At 63.6% G+C, this 22,665-nt stretch carries 24 protein-coding genes; 11 read left to right on the forward strand and 13 right to left on the reverse strand.

The genetic code is table 11. From position 1 onward, the window contains the following. Positions 1–420 carry a MerR family transcriptional regulator gene (locus B4400_RS04505; RefSeq protein ID WP_078307976.1) on the reverse strand — a complete coding sequence of 140 codons (420 nt, stop codon included), beginning with the start codon at positions 418–420 and terminating at the stop codon, positions 1–3. Positions 421–650: 230 nt separating this feature from the next. On the opposite strand from B4400_RS04505, the gene B4400_RS04510 reads away from it, so the two are divergent. The 4 genes from B4400_RS04510 to B4400_RS04525 are packed head-to-tail and all read left to right on the forward strand — an operon-like array spanning position 651 to position 5,988. Then, entirely contained in the window at positions 651–2,186 is a 1,536-nt protein-coding gene (locus tag B4400_RS04510; protein ID WP_078307971.1) for an APC family permease, read from the forward strand. Then, positions 2,183–3,442, forward strand: a complete 1,260-nt coding sequence (locus tag B4400_RS04515; protein ID WP_078307969.1) for an acyl-CoA dehydrogenase family protein — start codon at positions 2,183–2,185, stop codon at positions 3,440–3,442. Before B4400_RS04510 ends, B4400_RS04515 begins: the two co-directional genes overlap by 4 nt. Beyond that, positions 3,439–4,620 (forward strand): GNAT family N-acetyltransferase, encoded by a 1,182-nt coding sequence (locus B4400_RS04520; protein ID WP_078307967.1) that lies wholly within the window; start codon positions 3,439–3,441, stop codon positions 4,618–4,620. The genes B4400_RS04515 and B4400_RS04520 overlap by 4 nt, the downstream gene beginning before the upstream one ends. 9 nt (positions 4,621–4,629) lie before the next feature. After that, positions 4,630–5,988, forward strand: coding sequence for an NtaA/DmoA family FMN-dependent monooxygenase (locus B4400_RS04525; RefSeq protein ID WP_078307965.1), 1,359 nt, complete (start codon positions 4,630–4,632; stop codon positions 5,986–5,988). Here the strand turns inward: B4400_RS04525 and B4400_RS04530 are convergent. From B4400_RS04530 to B4400_RS04550, 5 genes are read right to left on the reverse strand one after another with little or no spacing between them, the layout of a single operon-like run. Beyond that, positions 5,985–6,485: a beta-class carbonic anhydrase gene (locus B4400_RS04530; protein WP_078307962.1), complete on the reverse strand. Its 501-nt coding sequence runs from the start codon at positions 6,483–6,485 to the stop codon at positions 5,985–5,987. The two genes, B4400_RS04525 and B4400_RS04530, sit on opposite strands and share 4 nt — an antisense overlap. Positions 6,486–6,516: 31 nt before the next feature. Further along, complete coding sequence (locus tag B4400_RS04535; RefSeq protein WP_139359983.1) at positions 6,517–7,656, reverse strand: SMI1/KNR4 family protein; 1,140 nt, start codon at positions 7,654–7,656, stop codon at positions 6,517–6,519. Between the two features lie 56 nt (positions 7,657–7,712). Beyond that, entirely contained in the window at positions 7,713–9,116 is a 1,404-nt protein-coding gene (lpdA, locus tag B4400_RS04540) for a dihydrolipoyl dehydrogenase (RefSeq protein ID WP_078308516.1), read from the reverse strand. 38 nt (positions 9,117–9,154) lie between these two features. Continuing rightward, complete coding sequence (locus B4400_RS04545) at positions 9,155–9,916, reverse strand: hypothetical protein (protein ID WP_078307954.1); 762 nt, start codon at positions 9,914–9,916, stop codon at positions 9,155–9,157. Continuing rightward, entirely contained in the window at positions 9,909–10,187 is a 279-nt protein-coding gene (locus B4400_RS04550) for a putative holin (protein WP_139359984.1), read from the reverse strand. Before B4400_RS04550 ends, B4400_RS04545 begins: the two co-directional genes overlap by 8 nt. A gap of 78 nt (positions 10,188–10,265) precedes the next feature. On the opposite strand from B4400_RS04550, the gene B4400_RS04555 reads away from it, so the two are divergent. The 3 genes from B4400_RS04555 (at position 10,266) to B4400_RS04565 (ending at position 13,431) form a co-directional block, all read left to right on the forward strand. Next, positions 10,266–12,293: a prolyl oligopeptidase family serine peptidase gene (locus B4400_RS04555; RefSeq protein WP_078307950.1), complete on the forward strand. Its 2,028-nt coding sequence runs from the start codon at positions 10,266–10,268 to the stop codon at positions 12,291–12,293. 59 nt (positions 12,294–12,352) lie between these two features. Continuing rightward, positions 12,353–12,790, forward strand: coding sequence for a nitroreductase/quinone reductase family protein (locus B4400_RS04560; RefSeq protein WP_078308515.1), 438 nt, complete (start codon positions 12,353–12,355; stop codon positions 12,788–12,790). A gap of 449 nt (positions 12,791–13,239) precedes the next feature. Beyond that, positions 13,240–13,431: a hypothetical protein gene (locus B4400_RS04565; RefSeq protein WP_046256038.1), complete on the forward strand. Its 192-nt coding sequence runs from the start codon at positions 13,240–13,242 to the stop codon at positions 13,429–13,431. 8 nt (positions 13,432–13,439) lie between these two features. On the opposite strand, the gene B4400_RS04570 is transcribed toward B4400_RS04565, so the two are convergent. The 5 genes from B4400_RS04570 to B4400_RS04590 are packed head-to-tail and all read right to left on the reverse strand — an operon-like array spanning position 13,440 to position 18,587. Next, on the reverse strand, positions 13,440–14,276 hold the full coding sequence (locus B4400_RS04570) for a hypothetical protein (protein WP_078307948.1): 837 nt from the start codon (positions 14,274–14,276) through the stop codon (positions 13,440–13,442). A 10-nt stretch (positions 14,277–14,286) separates the two neighbouring features. Then, entirely contained in the window at positions 14,287–15,153 is an 867-nt protein-coding gene (gene ppk2, locus B4400_RS04575; protein WP_078307946.1) for a polyphosphate kinase 2, read from the reverse strand. A gap of 58 nt (positions 15,154–15,211) precedes the next feature. Further along, positions 15,212–16,741, reverse strand: coding sequence for an aldehyde dehydrogenase family protein (locus B4400_RS04580; protein WP_078307944.1), 1,530 nt, complete (start codon positions 16,739–16,741; stop codon positions 15,212–15,214). Between the two features lie 38 nt (positions 16,742–16,779). Continuing rightward, complete coding sequence (locus tag B4400_RS04585; protein ID WP_078307942.1) at positions 16,780–17,310, reverse strand: mycothiol transferase; 531 nt, start codon at positions 17,308–17,310, stop codon at positions 16,780–16,782. Next, the gene (locus B4400_RS04590; protein ID WP_078307940.1) at positions 17,307–18,587 is read right to left on the reverse strand and encodes an MFS transporter; all 1,281 of its coding nucleotides are present in this window, start codon (positions 18,585–18,587) and stop codon (positions 17,307–17,309) included. The genes B4400_RS04585 and B4400_RS04590 overlap by 4 nt, the downstream gene beginning before the upstream one ends. Before the next feature lie 112 nt (positions 18,588–18,699). Between B4400_RS04590 and B4400_RS04595 the strand changes: the two genes are divergently transcribed. The 3 genes from B4400_RS04595 to B4400_RS04605 all read left to right on the forward strand — a co-directional run bounded on the left by B4400_RS04595 (position 18,700) and on the right by B4400_RS04605 (position 21,080). Then, entirely contained in the window at positions 18,700–19,038 is a 339-nt protein-coding gene (locus tag B4400_RS04595) for an ArsR/SmtB family transcription factor (protein WP_078307938.1), read from the forward strand. Between the two features lie 58 nt (positions 19,039–19,096). Continuing rightward, positions 19,097–19,540, forward strand: a complete 444-nt coding sequence (locus tag B4400_RS04600; RefSeq protein ID WP_078307936.1) for an SRPBCC family protein — start codon at positions 19,097–19,099, stop codon at positions 19,538–19,540. A gap of 181 nt (positions 19,541–19,721) precedes the next feature. Then, positions 19,722–21,080, forward strand: coding sequence for a PE-PPE domain-containing protein (locus B4400_RS04605; protein ID WP_286151042.1), 1,359 nt, complete (start codon positions 19,722–19,724; stop codon positions 21,078–21,080). Positions 21,081–21,095: 15 nt separating this feature from the next. Here B4400_RS04605 and B4400_RS04610 read toward each other — a convergent pair whose 3' ends face one another. Next, entirely contained in the window at positions 21,096–22,037 is a 942-nt protein-coding gene (locus B4400_RS04610; RefSeq protein ID WP_078307933.1) for a YHYH protein, read from the reverse strand. A 16-nt stretch (positions 22,038–22,053) separates the two neighbouring features. Further along, positions 22,054–22,410: a cupin domain-containing protein gene (locus B4400_RS04615; protein ID WP_078307931.1), complete on the reverse strand. Its 357-nt coding sequence runs from the start codon at positions 22,408–22,410 to the stop codon at positions 22,054–22,056. A 76-nt stretch (positions 22,411–22,486) separates the two neighbouring features. Between B4400_RS04615 and B4400_RS24285 the strand changes: the two genes are divergently transcribed. Next, on the forward strand, positions 22,487–22,651 hold the full coding sequence (locus B4400_RS24285; protein WP_109555886.1) for a hypothetical protein: 165 nt from the start codon (positions 22,487–22,489) through the stop codon (positions 22,649–22,651). Positions 22,652–22,665: the final 14 nt, after the last annotated feature.

A 22,665-nucleotide genomic window follows, 5' to 3' on the forward strand; every position in this document is an offset into this window, starting at 1 on the left:
TCAACCCTTCTTCTGTCCCACTGCGGCAGTCGGGGCGCCGTTGACCGACTCGGTGTAGTACGCGACCTTGAAATCGACGACCTTGAGGTCCTCGGTGAGCCGCTCCATGGCGGCCATAATCCGCACACGCTGCGCGAACAGCAGCTCCAGGCGCTCGGCGTGGGTCTCCTCGCCACCCTCCAACAGCTGGATGAACCGGCGCATGTCGCGCACCGGCATGCCAGTGCGACGCAACCGCAGCATCAGCTGGACACGCTCGATGTCGTCGTCACTGAATCGGCGGCGGCCACCGCCATCTCGCGGTACCCGGGGGAACAGACCCTCGCGCTCGAACCAGCGCAGCGCGTCGATCGACAACCCGGTCCGTTGGGCAACGTGCGAGATGGGAAACCCTTCATGTTGCGGCTCACTTGTGCTCACACAGCCACGGTAGAACCTGGAGTCGACTCCAGGTCAAGTGGGACATACGCGCAGGGCGAGCCCTAAGTCATCGCAGGTACTGGACACGGCGTCGCGGGTGCCGTTGACACGTTCTTGATGCCACCGCACCATCGGAACATGCGCTTGGCCCCCGACTGTAGGTAGGCGTGCAATTTCGTTTGCGCACTGCCTGTTTCAGTCCCTCTTCCGCCAAGCGAAGGTATTTCCGCATGTCCACTCCCGCCCACCAGCTCACCGTCAACGGCAGATCCCTTCAGAACAATGGGTCCCACGGACTCGAGCGCGACGCCATCGGCTCCTGGGGCGTCTTCGCTCAGGGATTGGCAGCGGCGGCACCCAGTGTCGCGGTCGCGACGGTGCCGTTTTCCCTGTTCGTGGCCGCCGGTAAAGGCGCCGCCTGGGCAGCGGTGATCGGCCTGGTGGCGGTGATTCTGATCGCCACGACCATCAGCTTCCAGGCCAAGAGGACGGTGTCGTCGGGCTCACTCGGGACATATGCCGGCAACGGGCTGGGCCCCGGTGCTGCGTATGCCGCCGGTTTCAGCCTGCTCATCGGCTACATCACTTTCGCCACCACAGGCACTCTCGGCGGTGTGCTGTACTTCGAATCCTTCCTGGAGGCGATCGGAATCCACTCGGAGGCAACCGCCTTCAAACTCGCGCTGGTGGCAGTGGTCGTCGCAGTCGCCGTCTATCTGCCCTATCGCGGTGTCTCGATCTCGGCCAAGTATGAGCTCGTCTTCGAAATCATTGCCACCGCACTTATTCTCATCATCATTGTGGCCTCGTATGTCAGTTACGGCTGGCGCATCGACACCGAGCAGTGGTCACCGTCCAACCTCGGGAACAGCACCACCTTCATCGCGGCGGTCACGGCGGTCGGTGCGTACGCGGGGTTCGAGAGCGTCGCGTCCCTGGGCGCTGAATCGCGGGACGCACACCGCACCATCGCCCGCTCACTGCTACGCGTCGTACTGATCATCGGAGTGCTGTACATCCTGGCCACCTACCCGCAGATCCTGCAGTTCCGGAACATCGACGGCGACAGCGCGATACTGCCTCAGGTCGCCACGAATTCCGGTGTGGCATGGGCGATCTACCCGATAAGTCTGGCGGTGGCCATCGCGTTCATCGTCTTCGTCACCGCGGTCATCAACTCGGCAGCACGAGGGCTGTTCACCCTGGCCCACGAGGGAGCGCTCCCGGCCGCCCTCGCGCGAGTGCACCCGGTCTACAAGACCCCCGTCGCCGGCATCTTCCTCATCGGGGTCATCGCGGTGGCATTTTCCGTGACCGCCACGCTCAGCTCGGTGGGCCGCCTGGTATTCGATGTGTACGGAAATTACGTGGCCAACTGGGGCTTCCTCACCAGTTACCTGCTCGTGGTGGTGGCCACCCCCATTTGGCTGTACCGCATCAAGGCACTTACCCCGGCCCGGCTGGCGGTATCGGTCGCAGCCACCCTGGCCATCGGGTACGTGATCGTCAGCAACTTCTATCCGGTGCCCACATTCCCATTCAACATCCTGCCGCTCATCTTCGGTGCGATCCTGCTCGCCGGCCTGCTGCGCTATTGGTATCTACGGGCACGACGGCCAGAGGTCGCCGCGCGGATCGGCTCCATCCAAACGCTTTCCGAATCTGAGAAAGAACGTTTGGCCGAGCTCGGCATCCTTGAGGTTCTCTACGACGAACCGGCCACCGAACCCGAACCCGCCAACGATTCAGGAGTTCTCGTCAAATGACCGCCGCCACCACGTCACCAGCCCTTGTCTACCAAGGGGTCAGCGATACCGACTTCACCGAGTGGACACGGATTGCCGCACGCGTTGCCGACGAGCTGGCGACCACCACGCTGGAACGAGACCGCGCCAACCAAAACCCCGTCGCCGAGATCGGACTGCTCCGCGAGCACGGACTGCTGTCTTTCGCCACCGCTCGCGAATTCGGCGGCGCCGGAGGCAGTCTGGCCCAGGCACTACAGCTCAGCCGGATCATCGCGGCAGCCGACGGCTCCATCGGCCAGCTGCTCGTCTATCACTTCTCCAACGGCGTATGGACCTACATACTCGGGTCGCCGACTCAGCGTGAACACATCGCGCGCGGCGTCGGCGAACAGGGCTGGTTCCAGGGCAGTGTCAGCAATCCGCGTGACCCGGGCATCACGGTTACCCGGACAGACGAAGGCTATCGGGTCAACGGCACGCGGACATTCGCCACCGGGGTCGCGCTCGCCGACCTGATCACCGTGCTGCTCTACGACGAGGAGCCGATCAACGCGATCATCCCCCGTGACAGGGAAGGTCTGCGGTTCAACGACGATTGGGACAACCTCGGACAACGGCTTACCGCAAGCGGCAGTGTCGAATTCGATAATGTGCTGCTCCGCCACGACGAGGTACTCACTGGCCTTGGCGAATACGGTGACGCCCGCGAGCACCGCGACGGACTGCGGGCGTTGTTCAGCCAGCTGATCTTCGTACATCTGTATCTCGGGATCGCCGAAGGCGCACTCGCCGCCGGCGTCACCTACGTCAGAGACAAGGGCCGCCCGTGGCCCGAGGCGCATTCCACAGAGGTGACCGAGGATCCCTACCACCAGCAGCTGCTCGGGCGGCTGTCGGCCGGGATCGCCGCGGGCATCGCCCTCGCCGACGCGGTGACCAAGGAATTCGAACAGACCCTGGCCGCGGATCGAGCACTCACCGCGGCCCAGTGGGGCGCACTGGCTATTCGGGTGGATCAGGCCAAGTCCATCGCGACCGAGGTGTCCCTGGATGTCACACACAACATCTTCCAAGCCACCGGCGCTCGGTCGACGGCTAATTCGGTGGGACTGGATATCTATTGGCGCAACGCACGCACACACACCACCCACGATCCACTGCCGTACCGCCAGCGTGAGATCGGGCGGTACCTGCTGACCGATGAGTGGCCGTCGCCACGCAGCCTCACTGGCCTCGGGCGGCTCTCCGCCACAACACAGGGCAAGGGATCGTGACGGATATTCGCTTCCTGCAGACCTCCGCGGAGCGGGAGCGCGCCTTCACGGTGTTCTGGAGGGCCATGGTGGGTTTGCCGCCCCTGGGCGATATCGCGGTGGACCAATTGCTCGAAACGGGAAGATATCTTGGCGCTTTCGACGATGCGGAGCTTGTCGGCGGAGCCGATTCATACACCAGCTGGCTCACCGTCCCGGGCGGGACACGGGTTCCGCACGCGGCTGTCACACATATCGGTGTGCTGCCCACCCACACCCGGCGCGGGATACTCACTTCTTTAGTCACCCGGCAGCTCACCGATATCGCGGGGCGTGGAGAGCTCGTCGCCAGCCTGCGCGCCTCCGAAGCGGTGATCTACCGCCGTTTCGGCTATGGGGTCGCGACCAGCAGCGCGAACTACCGCATCCAGCGGCGACGGGCACTGGCGCACAGTCTCGTTGACGCCGGACCCGTCACTCTGCTCGACGCATCATCCACACCGCAGCGACTCGCCGCGATCTATGAACGCGCGGCGTGGACCGGAGCAGTGGCATGTCCGCCGCACTGGTGGCGGCTGCACGAACTGTTTGACGCCGCCGATCCGGTGAAACCCTATGTGGTCACCCACGCCGATGGGTACGTCAGATATCGCCCACGGAACACCTCCGAATGGTTCGCCAGCGACACCCGGACTATATCTGTTGATGATCTTGTCGCCCATAGCGATAACGCCTACCGTGCGCTAGTCGGCCACCTGTTGGAGCTGGATCTTGTCGATGTCATCGAACTCGGCCAACGCCCGGTCGACGACCCCCTCCCCCACCTCGTTACCGATCCGCGCGCGGTGACGGTCACCGGTATCCGTGACGAGACCTGGCTACGGCTCGTCGATGTCGAGGCGGCACTAGCGGCACGCACGTACGTGGATACGGCACCGATAGTGATCGAGGTGCACGATGACCTGCTTACCCATAACTCGGCACGGTTCGCCGTGGGCGCCGACAAGGTCCGGCGCACCCAGCACACTCCTGATGTGTCACTCGATGTCGCCGCCCTGGGGTCGGTCTATCTCGGCGGCACCTCGTGGACACAGCTGGCACGCGCTGGACTGGTATCGGCACAGTCGACGCAGGCGATCACGTCCGCGGATGCCCTGTTCTCGACCGGCGCACAGCCTTTCGCCGGTATCAACTTTTAGGAGAACCCTGTGCCCGATGATCTTCACGCAAGCGGCTCATCCGTCTCTGACCGCCAGCTACACCTCCTTGCCTTCGGCAACGTGCGCTCCGGTGGCGCGTGGCGGCTTCCCGGCGTACGAAACGGCCCGGCCAATCAGCTCGATACGTTGGTCGCCACCGCGAAAGCAGCGGAAGCGGCCAAGTTCGATGCCATCTTCTTCGCCGATGGCCTCAACTTCGGCCCGGAGGCCACCTGGGCCCACAAGTCCACCGAAGACTTCGAACCACTCACGGCCACCTCATACCTCGCCGCGGTCACCGATCGCCTGGGCCTGGTAGTCACCGGATCCTCCACCTTTCAGCCGCCGTATCACCTGGCACGCCAACTGTTGTCGCTCGATCATCTGAGTGCGGGACGTGCCGGATGGAACCTCGTGACCAGCTTCGCGCAGGCGGCCGCCGCCAACTTCGGCGAGCGGGGCTTCCTCCCGCACGACGAGCGCTACCGGCTGGCAGAAGAGACGCTTCACGTGGTGAAGGCCCTATGGCATTCCCTCGAATCGGATACCGTCATCGAGAACCGGGCGACGGGAATCTACAACGATGTCAACAAGATTCACGTCGCCAACCACGATGGCGAGTTTCACAAGGTCAAGGGGCCACTCGGCGTCACGCCCTCCCGCCAGGGACGACCGGTGATCTTTCAGGCCGGATCTTCCACCACCGGAAGGGCCTTCGCCGCCAAACATGCCGAGGTGGTCTTTACCGGGCAAACCGACATCGACCGCGCCAAGAGCTTCTACCGACAGCTCCACGACGAAGCCCGCGCGTCCGGACGGTCCTCTCTGCCCTTGGTCACCCCCTCCCTCGGTGTCGTTGTCGGCTCCACCGAGGCCGAGGCGCGTGCCGTGGAAAGCACCGTCTATGAGCACTTCATCCCGGAATACCAGGCGGGGTGGCTCCTCGAGGTGGATGTCAACGTCATCGGCGCCGACCTGGACGGCCCGGTGCCGGCGTCCGCATTCCCGGAGAGCACCGAAACCCATCAAACCGCGCTCGCCGGATACAAGCACCTTGCCACCGTGGGGAATCCAACCGTTCGGGAGTTCCTCTACCGTACGTTGAACGCGTTCGGTACGAGGTTTGTCGGTTCCGCCGAGCAGGTGGCCGATCAGATCGAGCTGTGGTTCACCGAGGGCGCCGCCGATGGATTCATTCTGAGCACATCGGGGCTACCGGGCCAATTCGAACTCTTCACCGAACACGTGGTGCCAATCCTGGTGCGTCGCGGTATCTTCCGCGCCGAATACACCGGGTCCACACTGCGCGACCACCTGGCCTTGCCCTGGCCGGCTCCGCAACGCGCGCCGGCCCTCCTTGCCCACTAGGCCTCGGCGGCGACCTCACGCAACGTGCCGTCCTTGACGTCGTAGACGAATCCGCGCACGCTGCCCTTCCGCGGAACAAATGGGTTGGCCTTGATCCTCGCCACCGACTGGCGGACGTCCTCGTCCAAATCGGTGAACGCCTCGGCCGACCACGGCGGTTTGATCCCCGTCTCGTCCTGAATCGAACGCTTGAAGGCATCGTCGGTGAATGTCAGCATGCCGCAGTCGGTGTGATGGATGAGAATGATCTCCTCGGTGCCCAGCAGCCGCTGCGAGATGGCCAACGACCGGATCTCATCCTCGGTGATCACTCCGCCCGCATTGCGAATGACGTGCGCGTCACCTTCGTGAAGGCCAAGCAGACCATACGGATTCAGGCGTGCATCCATGCACGCGACAATCGCGACCTTGCGCCCCGGGGGCAACGGCAGATCGCCCTTGTCGAAGCTGGCCGCATAAGCCTGTGCGTTGTTCAGCAGTTCGTCAGTGGTCGACATGGCGCGAAGGTACGCGTGAGCACATGCCAGGTCAACGGTTACGAGCCCGCTGATCCCAGATGTGATCGCACACCTTCAACAAATATTCGCGGACGCAGCCGTGCGGCGGATACCAGCCACCGCTCGACTCGGACTGTGCATCCCGAACCAGCCCACGGACCTCGCCCTCCGAGTCAACGGCAAGGAGCTCGCCGGGCGCCACGGCGAAGGGCACGGCAGAGCTCGAACCCACTACCTGGATCACCGATAGCGGCTCACGCGTTCGAGGTCCGAACATGGCCACACTCTTACGTTCGAGTTCGTCATGGAACTCTTGCGCACTGAGAATTCCTTCCCGCCAACGAGTCCCGTCAAGGATCTGTTCTATGGACAACACCTCACCGATGTAGCTACTGGTCAACCCGTTGGTGGCTGCCAGGAGTTCCCGATGTTCGGGATGTAATGCCGCACCGAGATGCGCTGTCAGCAAGTTCAATTCGGACTGACTGGCACCGGGACGACGCTGCGCAGGAGCCACGGACTTGACAAGCGACGTCAGCTCAGCGAGCTTAGCGACGATCTCGACCATCGTCGGTGGTGACGGACGGATATCGCGTCCCCAGGTTCGCGCGTGAGGGCCCATCTCCTGTTCGGCCAGGTACATGCCCTGCTCAAGATTCTCGTGATGCAGATAGGAGTACAGGTCCGGCCACATCGTGCGCGAATCGATGTCGAGCGGAAACACGCTTCCGGCTCGCGCTTCATCGGACTGCCCGGTGTACAGATAGAGGCAGCCGGCATAGCCGTTGCCGGTATCGGCGATCGGCGCGAATTGGGTCGAATCGTCGGCGACACCCAGGTCATCGGCGGTATCGGTCTCATCAAACCATTGCGCGATCGTGCGAACGGTCTCGTCCCAACGATCGCCGACACCAATATCGCTGGTGCCCAACAAGTTCGTGCTGAAGTGATAGCTCTCCCAGCCATTAGCGACACCGAGGAACTCACGGTACTGCGGATCCAACGGACGGCCGAGCCGTTCCTCGGTAGCGAGAAGTTGTTCCTCGGTGGCACCAGGATTGGGGTGGGTCACCGGGTACAGGCCGTCATCCAGCGAGGCATGCCGTCGCTTGTTGTCGATCATTGCGTCGAGTAGTTGACGCCAAGCGTGAAGTCCAACTGGTTCCGCCACGTTTCCCCCCTTTACCTCCCAGCGGATTACGGCGGGCCCCCCGGCCCCGCGACAGCTCAGAAGTTGATCATGTGCCCCGCGAGTCCGTGGAACGCCTCCTGCAGCGCCTCGGACAACGTCGGGTGCGTGTGCACGTTGCGGGTCAGTTCGTTGACCGTGAGGTCCCACTTCTGCGCGAGCGTCAGCTCGGGCAGCAGCTCGGAAACATCGGGGCCGATGAGGTGTCCGCCGATCAACTCGCCATACTTGGCATCGGCGATCAGCTTGACGAAACCAGTCGGATCCGCGAGCCCGTGCGCCTTGCCGTTCGCGGTGAACGGGAACTTGGCCACCTTGACGTCGTATCCCTCGGCACGAGCCTGCTCCTCGGTGAGCCCGAAGCTGGCAACCTGCGGCTGGCAGAACGTCGCCCTGGGCATCATCCGGTAGTCGCCGAGCTCCAGCGTCTCGGCGCCGGCGATGGTCTCGGCGGCAACGACGGCCTGCGCCTCCGCGACGTGCGCCAGCTGCAGCTTGGAGGTGACGTCACCAATGGCGTAGATGTGCGGCACGTTGGTGCGCATCCGCTCGTCAATGGCGATGGCGCCGCGATCGGTGAGCGCGACACCCGTCTTGTCCAAGCCGAAGCCCTCGACGTTCGGGGCAAAACCGATGGCCTGCAACACCTTGTCGGCGACGAGCTCGCTCTCCTGCCCGTCCTTACTTACCTTGACGCGAACGGGACCGCTGCCCCCTTCATCCTGGATCGACTCGACCTTGGTGCCCGTCAGAATCTTGACGCCCAGCTTCTTGTACTGCTTCTCGATCTCCTTGGACACCTCGGCGTCCTCATTGGGCAGCGCGCGTGGCAGGAACTCGACGATGGTGACGTCCACGCCGTAGTTCTTGAGGACGTAGGCGAACTCCATACCGATGGCGCCGGCGCCCGCGATGATGATCGACCCGGGCAGCTCGCGGGTCATGATCTGCTTCTCGTAGGTGACCACGTTCTCCGACAGTGCGGTCCCGGGTACCAGCCGCACGCTGCTACCGGTGGCGATGATCACATTGGCGAAGGTCAGGGTCTCTGTCGAGCCGTCGGCCTTCTTCACGGCCAGCGTGTTGGCATCGGTAAAGGTGCCCACGCCCTCGTACTCGGTGATCTTGTTCTTCTTCATCAAGAAGTGCACACCGGCCACGCGCCCCTCGGCGACCTTGCGACTGCGATCGAACGCGGCACCGAAATCGAAGGTGGCCTCACCACTGATGCCGAATGTCTTGGCTTCCTTGGTAAAGATGTGGGCCAGCTCCGCGTTACGCAGCAGCGCCTTGGACGGGATACACCCGACATTGAGGCAAACCCCGCCCCAATACTTCTCCTCGACGATGGCTGTGGTCAGACCCAACTGGGCTGCGCGAATGGCCGCGACATAGCCACCGGGACCTGCTCCGAGAACGACGACGTCATAGTGTGCAGTCACGTACTCCACCCTAGTAGGACGACGTCAGGCGGGGAGCGTCAAGCCCGGTCTCGGTACTGAATACCCCAACTGCGCAGCGGTTCCGGGCACAGTGACTGAACCCCGGGCACCGAGGGTGCGGTGCACGCCACATAGCCATATTTGACTCCGGCGGCCGCCACCGAGATCGCGGGCGCCGTCAACACGGCAAAAGCGAGGGCGACAACTATCGGGCGCGGTTCCACCATGGCCAGCAGTAGCGCGACCACCACACAGACAAACACCCAGATCAGCACGTAGGTGACCGCGAGCGTCCGGTCGTTCGGCAAGAGGGTCTCGAACCAGTGCTGGTAAAGCAGCAGCCCGACCGCCCCGGCCGGAATCCACACCGCCAGCAGCAGCAACAGCAGCACCCAGCGCTTCAGGAAGGCGGGTTCCCGCTCAGCGGGTACCCGTACCGGCTTCGCCGGCTCGTCGGCGGCCACCGGCACCGCGCCGGTATAGGGGTCGGGCGTCATCGATTCGGCCGACGTGACCGGCATCGCGCCGGTGTAGTCGCTGCCCACGTCAAACGCCGCGGTGAGCGGCAACGCATCGGTGTCGATGCGGCCGGTGGTTACCAGGTCTTCGTCATCCTTGAACGCCGAGAACGCGGTGAAGGTGGCGGTATCCAAACCGTCTCTACTTCTGCCGTCGTCGATCGGCACGGCCAGGGGATCGGCAAGGTCGCCCTCGACGATGCTCGGCCTCTCTGTGCCGTCCACGAGCTCGGTCTCGGCGCTCGTCTTCTCGACTGTGTTTTCCGCATTTTTGTCAGACACTGTGAATCACCTGTATCGCCGCAAGAATCCCGAACCATCCGGGAGAAACCGCCAGCACGAATGCCGCCAGCGCCGTCATCCATTTACGCGTGGACGCGATCAAGATAAAGAACCCGATCAGGCTGGGTACCGCGACAACAACGCCAATGAATAGGTCGGGCCGCACTGGTTCGTGCGCGATCAGCACGCTAGACATTCCAGCGACAAGTCCAACTGCTATCCCCAGCAGCATCGCGCTAGCTACAACCTGCGCGCGTGGCAGTGGTATCACGAGAAAACTCCTGCTCGGTGTTCTGTCCGCCCCCGGGCCATCTTCGACCATACTGCGATCACTGGCACACTGGCTCAAATGACGTCGGCGCGCCGCTCCCCGGACCCACATCTCTGGCTCGAAGACATTGGCGGAGACGAACCGCTGAACTGGGTACGGGAACGCAACTCGATAACAACCGGCGAGTTTTCCGGTGAGCGTTTTGAGGATATGCGGGCCGAAGCGCTGGCCATTCTCAACACAGACGCACAGATCCCCTACGTGCGGCGGCGGGGCGAATACCTCTATAACTTCTGGCGCGATGCCAACAACGCCCGCGGCCTTTGGCGCCGAACCACTTTGGACCAGTACCGCCGGGAAGATCCCCAATGGGACGTCATCATCGACGTCGACGCACTGGCGGACACCGAAGAAGAAAACTGGGTCTGGGCGGGCGCGACCGCGTTGCGGCCCGAGTTCCGCCGGGCGCTGGTCAGTCTGTCGCGCGGCGGGTCAGATGCCGTGGTGGTGCGCGAATTCGATCTGGAAACAAGACAGTTCGTGACGGACGGTTTTGTGCTACCCGAGGCCAAGACGCAGATCGGGTGGATCGACGCCGACACCGTTTTCGTGGGCACAGATTTTGGGCCCGACAGTCTCACGGACTCGGGGTATCCCCGTCTGGTGAAACGCTGGAAACGCGGGCAATCTCCCGACGAAGCGGAGCTGGTGTTCAGCGGCGAATCCTCAGACGTGATGGTGGGCGCGAGCTTTGACGACACTCCGGGATTCGAACGCACCCTGATCAGCCGGGCCACCGACTTCTTCAACTCCGAAGTACACCAGCTGGGCGTCGACGGAGAGCTGCTGCGCATAGACGTCCCCACCGATGCCTCGGTATCGGTGCACCGTGAATGGCTCCTCGTCGAGCTCAAGTCGCCGTGGCAAGTCGATGGCACCGAATATTCGGCCGGGACGCTGCTGGCCGCTCGCTATGCGGACTTCCTCGCCGGCGATCGCACCGTCACCCCGGTATTCGTTCCCGATGAACACGCGAGTCTGCATCACTACGCGTGGACGCGGGAACGGCTTACCGTCGCGATCCTGCGCGATGTGGTTAGCGAGATCCTGGTCTTCACCCCGGGCACCTGGGACTCAGAACCACTAACAGGTGTGCCGGTCAACACCACGACGCAGATCGTCGCGGTCGATGACCTGGGTGATGAGATTTTCCTCGACACATCAGGTTTCACCCAGCCATCGACGCTGCTGCACGGAGAGGTGAGCGCAGCGGCGGCCTCTGTATCCCCCGTCAAGGCGGCGCCATCGTTCTTCGACGATGCCGACTTTGAGGTAACCCAATACTTCACCCAGTCCGACGACGGGACATCGATTCCGTACTTCGTGGTTCGCCCCAAGGGATCCGATGGTGCGGGACCAACTCTGCTCGGCGGCTATGGGGGCTTTGAGGTCGCCCGGACTCCCGGGTACGACGGTGTGCTGGGCAAGCTGTGGCTGTCCCGCGGCGGCACCTACGTGCTGGCCAATATCCGCGGAGGTGGCGAGTACGGCCCGGTGTGGCACACCCAGGCGATGCGTGAGGGCCGCCATCTGGTGTACGAGGACTTCGCTGCTGTCGCGCGCGATCTGGTGACTCGGGGCATCACCACCGCCGCACAGCTGGGCGCACAGGGCGGAAGCAACGGCGGCCTGCTGATGGGGGTGATGCTCACGGCATACCCGGAGCTGTTCGGCGCCTTGGTGTGCCAAGTTCCACTGCTGGATATGCGGCGCTATCACCTGCTGCTGGCCGGTGCCTCGTGGGTTGCGGAGTATGGCGACCCCGACAATCCCGATGATTGGGAGTTCATCTCCAAATACTCTCCTTACCAAAACATTTCGCCCGAGAAGCGTTATCCACCGGTTCTGGTGACCACCTCGACCCGCGATGACCGCGTTCACCCGGGGCACGCGCGCAAGATGACCGCCGCATTGCAAGAGGCCGGGCAACCGGTCTGGTACTACGAGAACATCGAGGGCGGCCATGGCGGCGCGGCCAACAACGAACAGTCGGCATTCAAGGCGGCGCTGGCCATCGAGTTTCTCTGGCGCCAGCTCGCACCCTGACCCGAAATCTCAGGGCAATCCCCGATGCCGTGACACCATCCGCGACGGACAATGGCCGCATGAGCGAATCCAACACCGTTCCACCGTGGATTAACAAGATGGTCAAGGGCCTGCTCCGCAGCCCGCTGCACCCCGTACTCAGCGGCAACATCGCGCTGTTCACCTTCACCGGCCGCAAGAGCGGCAAGGAATACAACGTCGCCGCCACCTACGTTCGTGACGGCGACGTGTTGACCGTCTTCACCGACAGAGCGTGGGCCAAGAATCTGCGCGACGGCCGGCCCGTCACCGCGTTGGTGCGCGGCAAGCGGCTCGATGGCACCGCCGAGCTGTCCACGGGACCGCAGATCGCTGAGCCGTTAGCCGAGCTGCTGCAGAGGGTGCCGCGAGATGCCAAGTATCACAACGTGCGCCGCAACCCGGACGGCAGCTTCAACCAATCCGATATCGACCGGGCGGCGGCCAGTGAGAGCATGGTGACAGTACGTCTGTCATGACGTACGTCACTCCCGATGGAAACAGTCTCGCAAATCACTTCTCCAGGTCAGCCCATCACGCGGTAACGGCATAGTCACACACATGCAGTTTGCTCGACATGTTTTCAGGCCCGCAAATCGCCATTAACTACCCACCACAAAACCGCAGCTCACAGGTGCTAACTGCTGCAAGCACTGTCTGATCCAAATCTTAATATCCCAGTTCAGGGGCACGTCCATATCGCGGGGTGGCCGCGCTGACAACGGGCTCTGTTACCGAAATCGAGACCGATCCGTAACCGTCGCGGGTTGTTGCCATCGGGTGAGCTCGACTACCTTGGTAGTTAGCTGAATTACTGGCCTTGGCAAAGTTGCCTGGCGGGCCGCAGTTATTGACCGACCGTGACGTGAGCGCATTGATGGGCTTCCGGATAGTCGGTAGTTGGAGCCAGATTGCCGTGAGGTGCACGATGAGAAACGACCTGTTTATCGGGTTGAGCGAGAACGGGTGGGACCGTGCTCCGTGGGATACCGAACCGGAGTTTTCACCCACCGAGCTGGACATCCTGTTGGATCGTCGGCTGTCCGTCAGTGACGCCGCTGAACGCGTCGGATGTGTCGAGCATGACGTGCAGCGCATCCGCGATGCACACGCGGCCTAGCGTTCACGTCAGCGCCGCAGCAGGCCGCCCACCAACCCCGCGGCCACTCCGATCACGATCACCAGGCCCCCGGCGGCCATAGTCAGACTCAGCCAGTGGTGGGCATTGCTCACCGCCTGGGTGACCAGCCCGTCGGCCACATCGCGGAGATTGTCGGTGACGCGGTTCAATGGCCGGTCCAGATAGCGTCGACCGATCTCCAGCCCAGCCCACCCGGCCGCGCCTACCAGTAGTGCCGAAATACCCAGCCCGGCAAGGCCCTTGGTGCGGCTGCGGACCGCCAACTGAGTCAAGCCCGCGAGGATAAGGGTGAGACCAAAGGATATCCAGACCGCAAGTTGGCCGAAGCGTGCCACCGGTACTAATCGTCCCGGTGTCAATCCGGCCAGATTGTCGTCGGTAACCGAGACCTTCAGCGTCTCCGGCGCCTTGATGGAAAGACCTTGCGGCACCAGGCTCTTGATCATGAGAGCCACATCGATCTGCCAGCTGCCCTGCGAATCACGCTGCGCCGAGCTCGAGTTCATGAACAACCACTGGTGTGCCATCCGATTCACCGATGCGAAGTCGGCACCGAACTGCGGACCACTGGTGTACGCGGCGGTCAATTCCGCGACCTGAGTCTCGTTGACGCGCGAACCCTGCTTCTTACCCAGCGACACGATCTGTGTAGTGAGTTCCGCGGCGATCGCGCGCTGAACATTCGGATCGGCCGCCGCCGGCCCCGTCAATGCCACGTAGCCGTTCTCATTGACAATCCTGGATTGTGTCCAGGCCGCCGTCACCGTGACGGCCAGCGCGGCGGTGGTGAGCAGCCACAGCAGGACCGCGAACAGGAAGCGCATCCCGTCGAGGTTAGTCCGTGAGCGCGCGTCCCAGGATCAGCGGATCGGCCTGACCGACGACGTCGGTGTCCTTGTCGTCGTAGTCGAACTTGCCCAGGACGTGCCGCATCGCGTTCACACGGGCCCGCTTCTTGTCGTTGCTCTTCACCACGATCCACGGCGCGTGATCGGTATCGGTCAGCGAGAACATCTCTTCCTTGGCCTTAGTGTAGGCGTCCCACTTGTCCAGGGAAGCCAAGTCCATCGGCGAGAGCTTCCACTGCCGCACCGGGTCAACCTGCCGGATCGCGAAACGCGTGCGCTGCTCGGCGGACGATACCGAGAACCACAACTTGGTGAGGCTGATGCCGTCATTGACCAGCATCTGCTCGAAAAGTGGTGCCTGGTGAATGAATTCGGAATGCTGCTCGTCGGAGCAGAATCCCATGACCCGTTCGACGCCGGCGCGGTTGTACCAGGACCTGTCGAAGCACACCATCTCCCCGGCCGCCGGCAGATGCGGAACATACCGCTGGAAATACCACTGGGTGCGTTCCCGCTCGGTCGGCTTCTCCAGCGCGACAACCCGGGCACCACGTGGGTTGAGGTGCTCCATGAACCGCTTGATGGTGCCGCCCTTGCCCGCGGCGTCGCGCCCCTCGAAGAGGATGACGTGCCGGGCGCCGGTGCGCTTGCTCCAGTTCTGGAGCTTGAGGAGCTCGATCTGCAGCAACCGCTTCTCCAGCTCGTACTGCTGACGGCTCATCCGCTCGTCGTACGGATAGTTTTCCCGCCAGGTATCCACCGCGACGCCGTCAGGCGCGATGAGTATCGGATCGTCGTCATCATCATCGTCGACGGTGTAGCCCTGCACGGCGGCGGTAATGGTCTCGGTCACTAGCGGAAAATATCCCCGGCAGCCGTCGCCACGATGGACAGCGAGTGAACGACGGGTGTCAGCGGCGGAAGGGGCGCAAGGCCTTGTTGGAGAGCTTGGTGAGGCTCTTGAGCGCGACCGGAGCCAGCCAGCTCGGTCCGCTGTACCAGAGCGGCTCACTGGGCAGCGTCACCCGGGTATCGACAATGGCTTCGGTGCGGCAGTACTTGAGCAGACCGCTGGCGCCTCCAAAGCGGGAGCCCATCCCGGACCCCTTCCAGCCACCGTGCGGTGCGGTGAGGCAGGACAGGTTCATGATCACGTCGTTGATGTTGACGGTGCCGCAATCAAGTTGCAGGGCAATGCGTTCGGCGCGCTTTCGGTCTTTGGACCACACGCTGGCGGAGAGCCCGTACTCGCTGTCATTCGCCAGGGCGATCGCCTTGGATTCCTCGGAGAACCGCATGATCGGCAGCGTCGGGCCAAAGGTCTCCTCCCGCATGCAGTCCATCGAATGGTCCACGTCGACCAGCACGGTCGGAGCATAGAAGGTGCCGCCACCCGGAACCCGTGCCCCGCCGGTGAGCGCCCGCGCACCCGCCGAGACTGCCTGGCGCACATGCTGGTCCACGATTTCGAGCTGATTCTCATCGATCATGGCGCCGACACTGTGATCCATCCCGGCGCCAATCTCCAAACTCCGCACCTCGTCGACCACCAGATCGACGAACTGCTCGTAGATCGAGTCGTGCACATATACCCGCTCGACGGATACGCAGGTCTGCCCGGCGTTGAACATGGCGCCCCACACCGCCGCGTGCGCGGCGCGTTTGACGTCGGCGTCCGACAGCACCAGCATCGGGTCTTTGCCGCCGAGTTCCAGGCTGACGGGGGTGAGCCGGCGCGCGGCGCGCTCCATGATCTTCTTGCCGGTCGCCGTCGATCCGGTGAACTGGATGAAGTCCACGTTGTCGATCAGCGCCTCGCCTACTTCGCGGGCGCCATGGACGATCTCGAACACCGGCGGCGCCCCGATTTCCTCCCAGCCACGTGCGATGAGTTCGTCGGAGAGCGGCGTCCGCTCCGAGGGCTTGAGCAGCACCGAGCAACCCGCCAACAGTGCCGGAACTACATCCCAATATCCAAGTGCCACAGGGTAATTCCAGGGGGAGATGACACCCACGACCTTGCGGGGCCGCTGATGCAGCGTGATCTTCTTGGTATTCATGGCGATCGACGACGCCGGACGTGACTCAGGTGCCAAGAACTCGGCGGCACGCGGCGCGTAGTACGCGATGATCGCCAGAATCGACGGAATTTCGATGCCCGCGTCGATTTTCGACTTGCCGGTCTCGGCGATCAGTTGGGCCTCGATACGGGGCGTGTTGTCGGTCAGCCACTGCGCGAAGCGGGCCAGTACCTTGCCACGCCCCTCGGGGCCGAGACGTTCCCACGACGGCTGCGCCTTCGCCAGTTGCGCGGTGATTACGGGGATATCCGAGGGATCGGTCCAGTTCACCTGCCCAACGACCTGCCCGTTCGCGGGATTGCGCACGTCGCGGGCGGCGCTGTGGGCGGCAGTGGCGAGATTTTCAGACGTCGTTGTCATTAGAGGAGTCTAGGCACGAGGTGACCCACGTCGCACCCCTACCAGTTGGTTGGGACGATCCCGCGCAGGTAGGCAGCTTGGCCCAGGTGCTGGGCACAGTCGTCGACGATGCTGACCAACCGGGCACTCGCGGTGACCGGCGGGTCCCAATGCCTGTCGACGACGCGTGCGAGTTCGGAATCGGTAAGACTCTCGACATAGCGCAGCGTCATCTCGTGCACGTCCTGGTAGTAGCCGCTGAGTAGATCGACCGTCGCGACGACCTTGGCCACGTCCGCCGGTGTGTGCCCGTAACCGTTGGAATCGGCGGGCAGGTCGAGGCCGAATCGCGGCTCCCAGCCCCGGGCCGTCCACAGCGGCTCGTCCCCCGTGATGGCACAGATCTGCACATCCTGGCATCGGGCCGAATGCCAGATCAGCCAGGCGATGCTGTTCGCATCCGTGGTGGGGCGATACGCCAATGCGGAATGGGGAAGACCGTCGGTCACCTCGCCGACATGTTCGATGATCCGAGTAAAGCTGTCACGCAACAGTTCCCGCGCCGACGCAGCCGCCAGAGTGTCCGTCATGGTTTGACAGTACGCCCGGGCTTGGGCACCGCCTTCGCGGCAGGTGGGCTCATCGTCAACACGCCCGCAGCACAGCCACAGACAAGCACCGCGAAGATCGGCAGCACCAATGCGGTGTTCAGCGAGAGGGCATCGGCCACCCAGCCGATGAGCGCGGGTCCGCCTAGCACTGCGACGTAACCGGTGCCGACAACCCGCGATAGCACCCGGCCCTCGTGTTGTTCATCGATATTGCCGGCGACGGTGAACACCTGCGGGACGCCACCGGCGAGCCCGAGACCCACCGCGGCCCACCCCGCCAACGTCAGCGGCAGCACCGGCGAAGCGATGACGATCAGCATCCCGACGGCCGCCAGGGCGCAACCCCACCGCAGCACCAGAACCCGCCCGATGCGCTCCACGAGTTTGTCGACGGTGAACCGGCCCACCGTCATCGCGAGCATGAACACCCCGAAGGCGAACGCACCCTGGGAATGAGAGGCGCCCAAATGCTCCTGTGCGTGCAGACTGCTCCAGTCTGTTGCCGACCCCTCAGAAAGCATGAGCAGGAACGCCAATAGGCCGAGCATCACCACCTGGCCCCGTCGGCACGTCATGGGTGGCGGCAGGGTGTACGGCACCGTGTCCGGCGCCTCGACCTCGCCCGCCCGCAGCTTGTCGCGCAGCAGCACGGTGGCCGAGCATGTCAGCAGCGCCAGGCACAGCACCGTGACACCGAGCACCGTCTCCCAGACCTTGATGTGCAGTGCGAATGCGGCCGAACCGATTCCCGCACCCACCACGTTGCCCACGGAGAACACCCCGTGGAACGAGGCCATGATGGGGCGGCCGTGGAAACGTTCGACATCGACCGCCGCGGCGTTCATCGCGACATCGGTGACACCCACGGCGACGCCGCACAGGACGGCACCGAGTCCGGCGACCCATACGGCGTGGGCTGCCAGCGGGATGTTCACGCCGAGGGCCATCGCCGCACCACCCGCGACCGCGATCGGACCACTTCCGAACCGGTCGACGAGCACACCACTGAGCTGCATGCCCAGTAGCGCGCCGACGCCGAGCCCCAACACCACGAAGCCCAGCACCGTAGACGACATGCCCGTGGCCTGCTTCATGGTCGGCAGGTGCACGGCCCAGGTGGCCACCACGAGCCCGAACGATGCGAATACACCGATTACGGCAATCCGCATACGCAGCGGCTTCGTCAAGAAAAAGTCCTCACCTAGGGCATTGAGCCAACGGTCGCGCGCGCCCACCACGACCTCGGCGAGCAGCACTCACCGGTACCTCTTGACCACAGTACTGATCAGCGCTACGCAAGGCCGAGCCGCCACGTGACGGGCGCATACATTCCTTGACATTCATATGATCGTATGGTGATATTAATTCATGGACGCCTTCATGGTGATCGCCGATCCCACCCGCCGCCGGATCATCGACACCCTGCGCGAGGGCTCAGCCGATGTCACGACATTGATCGAACGGCTCGATCTTTCCCAGTCCCTGGTGTCCAAACATCTCGGCGTCCTGCGCGACGCCGGCACGGTTCGGGTGGAAGTCGCCGGAAAACGGCGGGTCTATCACCTAGCCGACGACCCCCTACCCGCCGTGCTGGCCTGGGTGACCCCGTATCACCGCACGTGGGCAAGCGCGTTCGATCGCCTGACATTCCTCATCGACAACGACTCCGGCACCCAGGACAACAAGAAAGAGGACAACCGTGACTAATCCCCTGGCCGCAACCCTCGCACCGTGTGATGACCACGAGGGCAGATGGGTCCTCACCATGTCCCGCGACGTGAGCCACTCCCCCGAGACGGTGTGGCAATGGCTTATCGACCCCGACAAATTGCGCCAGTGGTCGCCCGCCATACCGGATCGCCGCCTCGATTCCGTGGGAGCGGCCCGGGTTCAGGAGACCGCCGCTGATCCCGTGCTCGACGGCGAGGTGCTCGCCGTCGACCCACCCCGCGAGCTGATCCATCGCTGGGGTCCAGATGACACCCTGCGTTGGCGAATCGAACCCACCGAGAATGGATGCCGGTTGACCCTCGAGCATTCGATGTCCGATCGCGGCAACGCCTCGGGAAATGCCGGCGGTTGGCACATCTGCCTCGACACCCTCACCCTCGCGGTCGAGGGGACTCCACGGGGCCGAGTCGTCGGCCTTGATGCCATGACGCATGACTGGCAAAGCCTCAATGACGGGTACGCGACGATACTCGGCTGAAGTCTCACAGAATTTGCGGGAACCCTCTCTGCCGCCCCGGGGCCCTCCAGTTAATTTGGGTATGAATCCGCGCCAAAATTGGCCGCTGAACAGGGACTACATATGCAGTAGTCAATGTTCGGACATCGGCCGATTTGGCCGGTTCAGCCATTGGCAGAATTGCTTTGCCCAAATTACTCTCATGCCACTGCATTCGGCATCGGCGCCGAACGCACGGGAGGGCGCCAACCTCAACGCGGCGATCGATCAAGCCCCTGCCGGACATGTCACCGTCGTCGCCTACTCGCTGGGTGCGGTGGCGGCCAACAAGTCGTATCGACAGCTCGCAGCGAGCAACCCCCACGCCGACATAGATTTTGTGTTCCTGGGCAGCGCCAATACCCCGAATGGCGGAATCTTCGCCCGATTCCCTTGGCTCAAGGTTCCGTTTGTCGACATCGAGTCCGACGGCGCCCTGGAACCCGGACCATTCACGTCGACGGTGATCAACACCGAGTACGACACCTACGGAGACTTCCCCGCCTACTTCAATCCACTCGCACTCGCGAATTCGATTGCAGCGCTTCAGTATGCGCATCCCGACAAGTACTACGACGAAGTCGATCCCGCTTCGCTCGACGATCCCGACAAAGTGATCAAGACACAGGTCGGCAGCACCACCTACTACCTGGTTCGTGCCGAACATCTCCCGCTGCTGCAACCGCTGCGCGACCTCACTAACCCGATAGGAGCGTCCTTCGTACTCGATGCGATCGAACCCACGCTTCGGCTCTTCATCGACATGGCCTATGACCGCGAAACCAGCCCGGGCACTGTAAAACCGTTCAGCTTCTTCACCCCGCCGAAGAACATCATCGAGGCATTCAAAGAGCTCCCCGGCGCCATCGAGGAAGGCGCCGAGAACGTCCAGAGCGGACTGCCCGGTGCGACGCCGAAGCAACCCGCACCGGCCGACAAACCCGCCAATTCCCCCGCCTCCCAGGCCGATCCCGCGAAGGCCACGCCGCCAGCACCGGAGGCTCCCAAGGAAGCAGTCCTCACCCTCACCACACCCGGGCCGACCACTCCGCCGGCACCGGCCAGGATCCCCGATCCCACCGCCATCGCGGTCAGCGCCACAAATCCAGCGACACCGGAAATCGTGAGCTCCGCCCCCGCCCAGGTGACCGAAGCAAAGCCGGCGGCCAAACCCCAGCTCACGCCGGAAGCAAAGCCGGACGAGAAGCCCACATTGACCTCCGTCAAGGACACCACGAAGCCCACCCTGCGGCTACCCAAACTTCCCGCGTCACAGCCCGGGACGACACCGAAGACCGCGAAACTTCCGTCGATCAGAGACAGCCTCAAATCGATTCCCGGTCTGGGCATCAGCAAGGCACCCCGCACCACCACCGGTGGCGGCACCGACACGAGTACCACCAAGGGAACGGGCGACGCCGGAAACACCAGTGGCGCTGGATCCGCCAACCCCAGTAACCACTCCACGTCGGCTGACCACTCGAATTCCGACGGCGGCCACGCAGGGAGCAACGCGGCGTGACGGCGCCTGCAGGCATTACCGCCCCGGCGGCTGTGCCCTGCCCTGCACTGTGGTGGGACGTCCCCTAAAGCAGCTCACCGAGTACGGGTAGTCCTGAGTCATCACGTAGTGATAGGTGTCAACGTCCCTGCCGTCCAGATTCACGGTGCTCGTGATGCCATGACATTCGTCGAGATCGTTGGTGGCGAGGCTGTTTCCGTCTCCCACGCCTGCCCCGGTGATGGGAAATCCGTCAAGCGCGTAGCCGACGACCTCAGCGACATGCGCCTTCGCCAGACACGGGCTGGGCGTGTGGTAGTGGTAGCTGCCCGTCACCTCCGGATGCCCTGAACAGTCGTCCTGCACCTCCCACGCCCCCGCATCGCGCCCCGCCGCGTCAAGGGCGCTGAACAACACCACACCCGACAGCATCACGCCCACCTCGTGGCCGATGCACTGCGGCGGGCCATAGGTGGGCTCAGAGGCCAGCACATACGTCAGCTCTTGCGCGGCGATGGCGTTCGGGTTGCGGTCGTACTGATACGCGGTGTCATCGGTCGCGATCGGGAATCGCCCGGTGGTGTGGTTTCGGGGCAGGTCGTTGGTCTTGATCACCCGGGCGGCCCCGGATGTCGTTTCGGCGAACGCGCCGTCGTGTTGCACATGCCCCTGGACATACGCCTTCCTCGCCGGGTAGTACCACCTGCCGTCTTCGGAGAACCACGGGCCACGGACTTGTGCACCGATGGCCGGCCCGAAGCTGTGCGCGTACCGCGGGCACGCGAACACGTACCCGGGACGTGGGCCAGCTGTCACGATCTTTCCGTCCCCGACGGGCAGCCTGCCATCAGCGAAAGCGTCACCATAGTTATGGGCGATATCGAGCGTCAGGGGCTTAGGGTGCACCCCCGGCGGAGCGGAGCAGGCTCCGGGGATCGCCAGACAAATCAGCCAGATCAAAACCCCCGGGTTCCGCACGGCTCCAAGTCAAACATCAGCCCTCGGGATAGAACAGAAAAAGCACGCAACCCTGCTCGGACTGGGGAATGTGCCAGGACTGCGCAGGTGCATGCAGGAACGTGCCCGCCGGATAGTCATTGACTCCGTCATTGAGCACCCCGGAAACGACGTACACCTCCTCTGGCCCGGGCCGGTGGTGATCTTCGCCAGCCCACACCGCTCCCGGCGCAATGGTCGTAATCAGGGCTTTCGCGCCGTTCTCACCCTCCCAGAGCGGTTGAATCGTCACCCCGGGGAAGAGTTCGATCGGCGCGACGTCGGCGGCGGCCTTCCACGCGTACCCGGGAGCATGAGGACCGAACTGACCCGGATCTCCTGGGGTGCTCGCCATGCGTGGAGCAACCCCACCCGGGGGTGTGGGCATTCCTCATGTGAGCCCTCGGCACCGCGTCGCCTAGAATGGGGGAATGCCAGCCAAGACCGAACCAGCCGCGATCGACGACATCGAGCCGCTGGCCGACGAGACTGCCCACCAGGCGCAGCGCGTCGTCGCCGCCTACGCGAACGATGCCGACGAGTGCCGCATGCTGCTCGCGATGCTGGGTATCGGGCCAACCAAGGTCGACGCGTAACTCGGATACGTCTC

Source organism: Mycobacterium sp. D16Q13 (assembly GCF_002013375.1).
In the GTDB taxonomy this organism is placed as follows: domain Bacteria; phylum Actinomycetota; class Actinomycetes; order Mycobacteriales; family Mycobacteriaceae; genus Mycobacterium.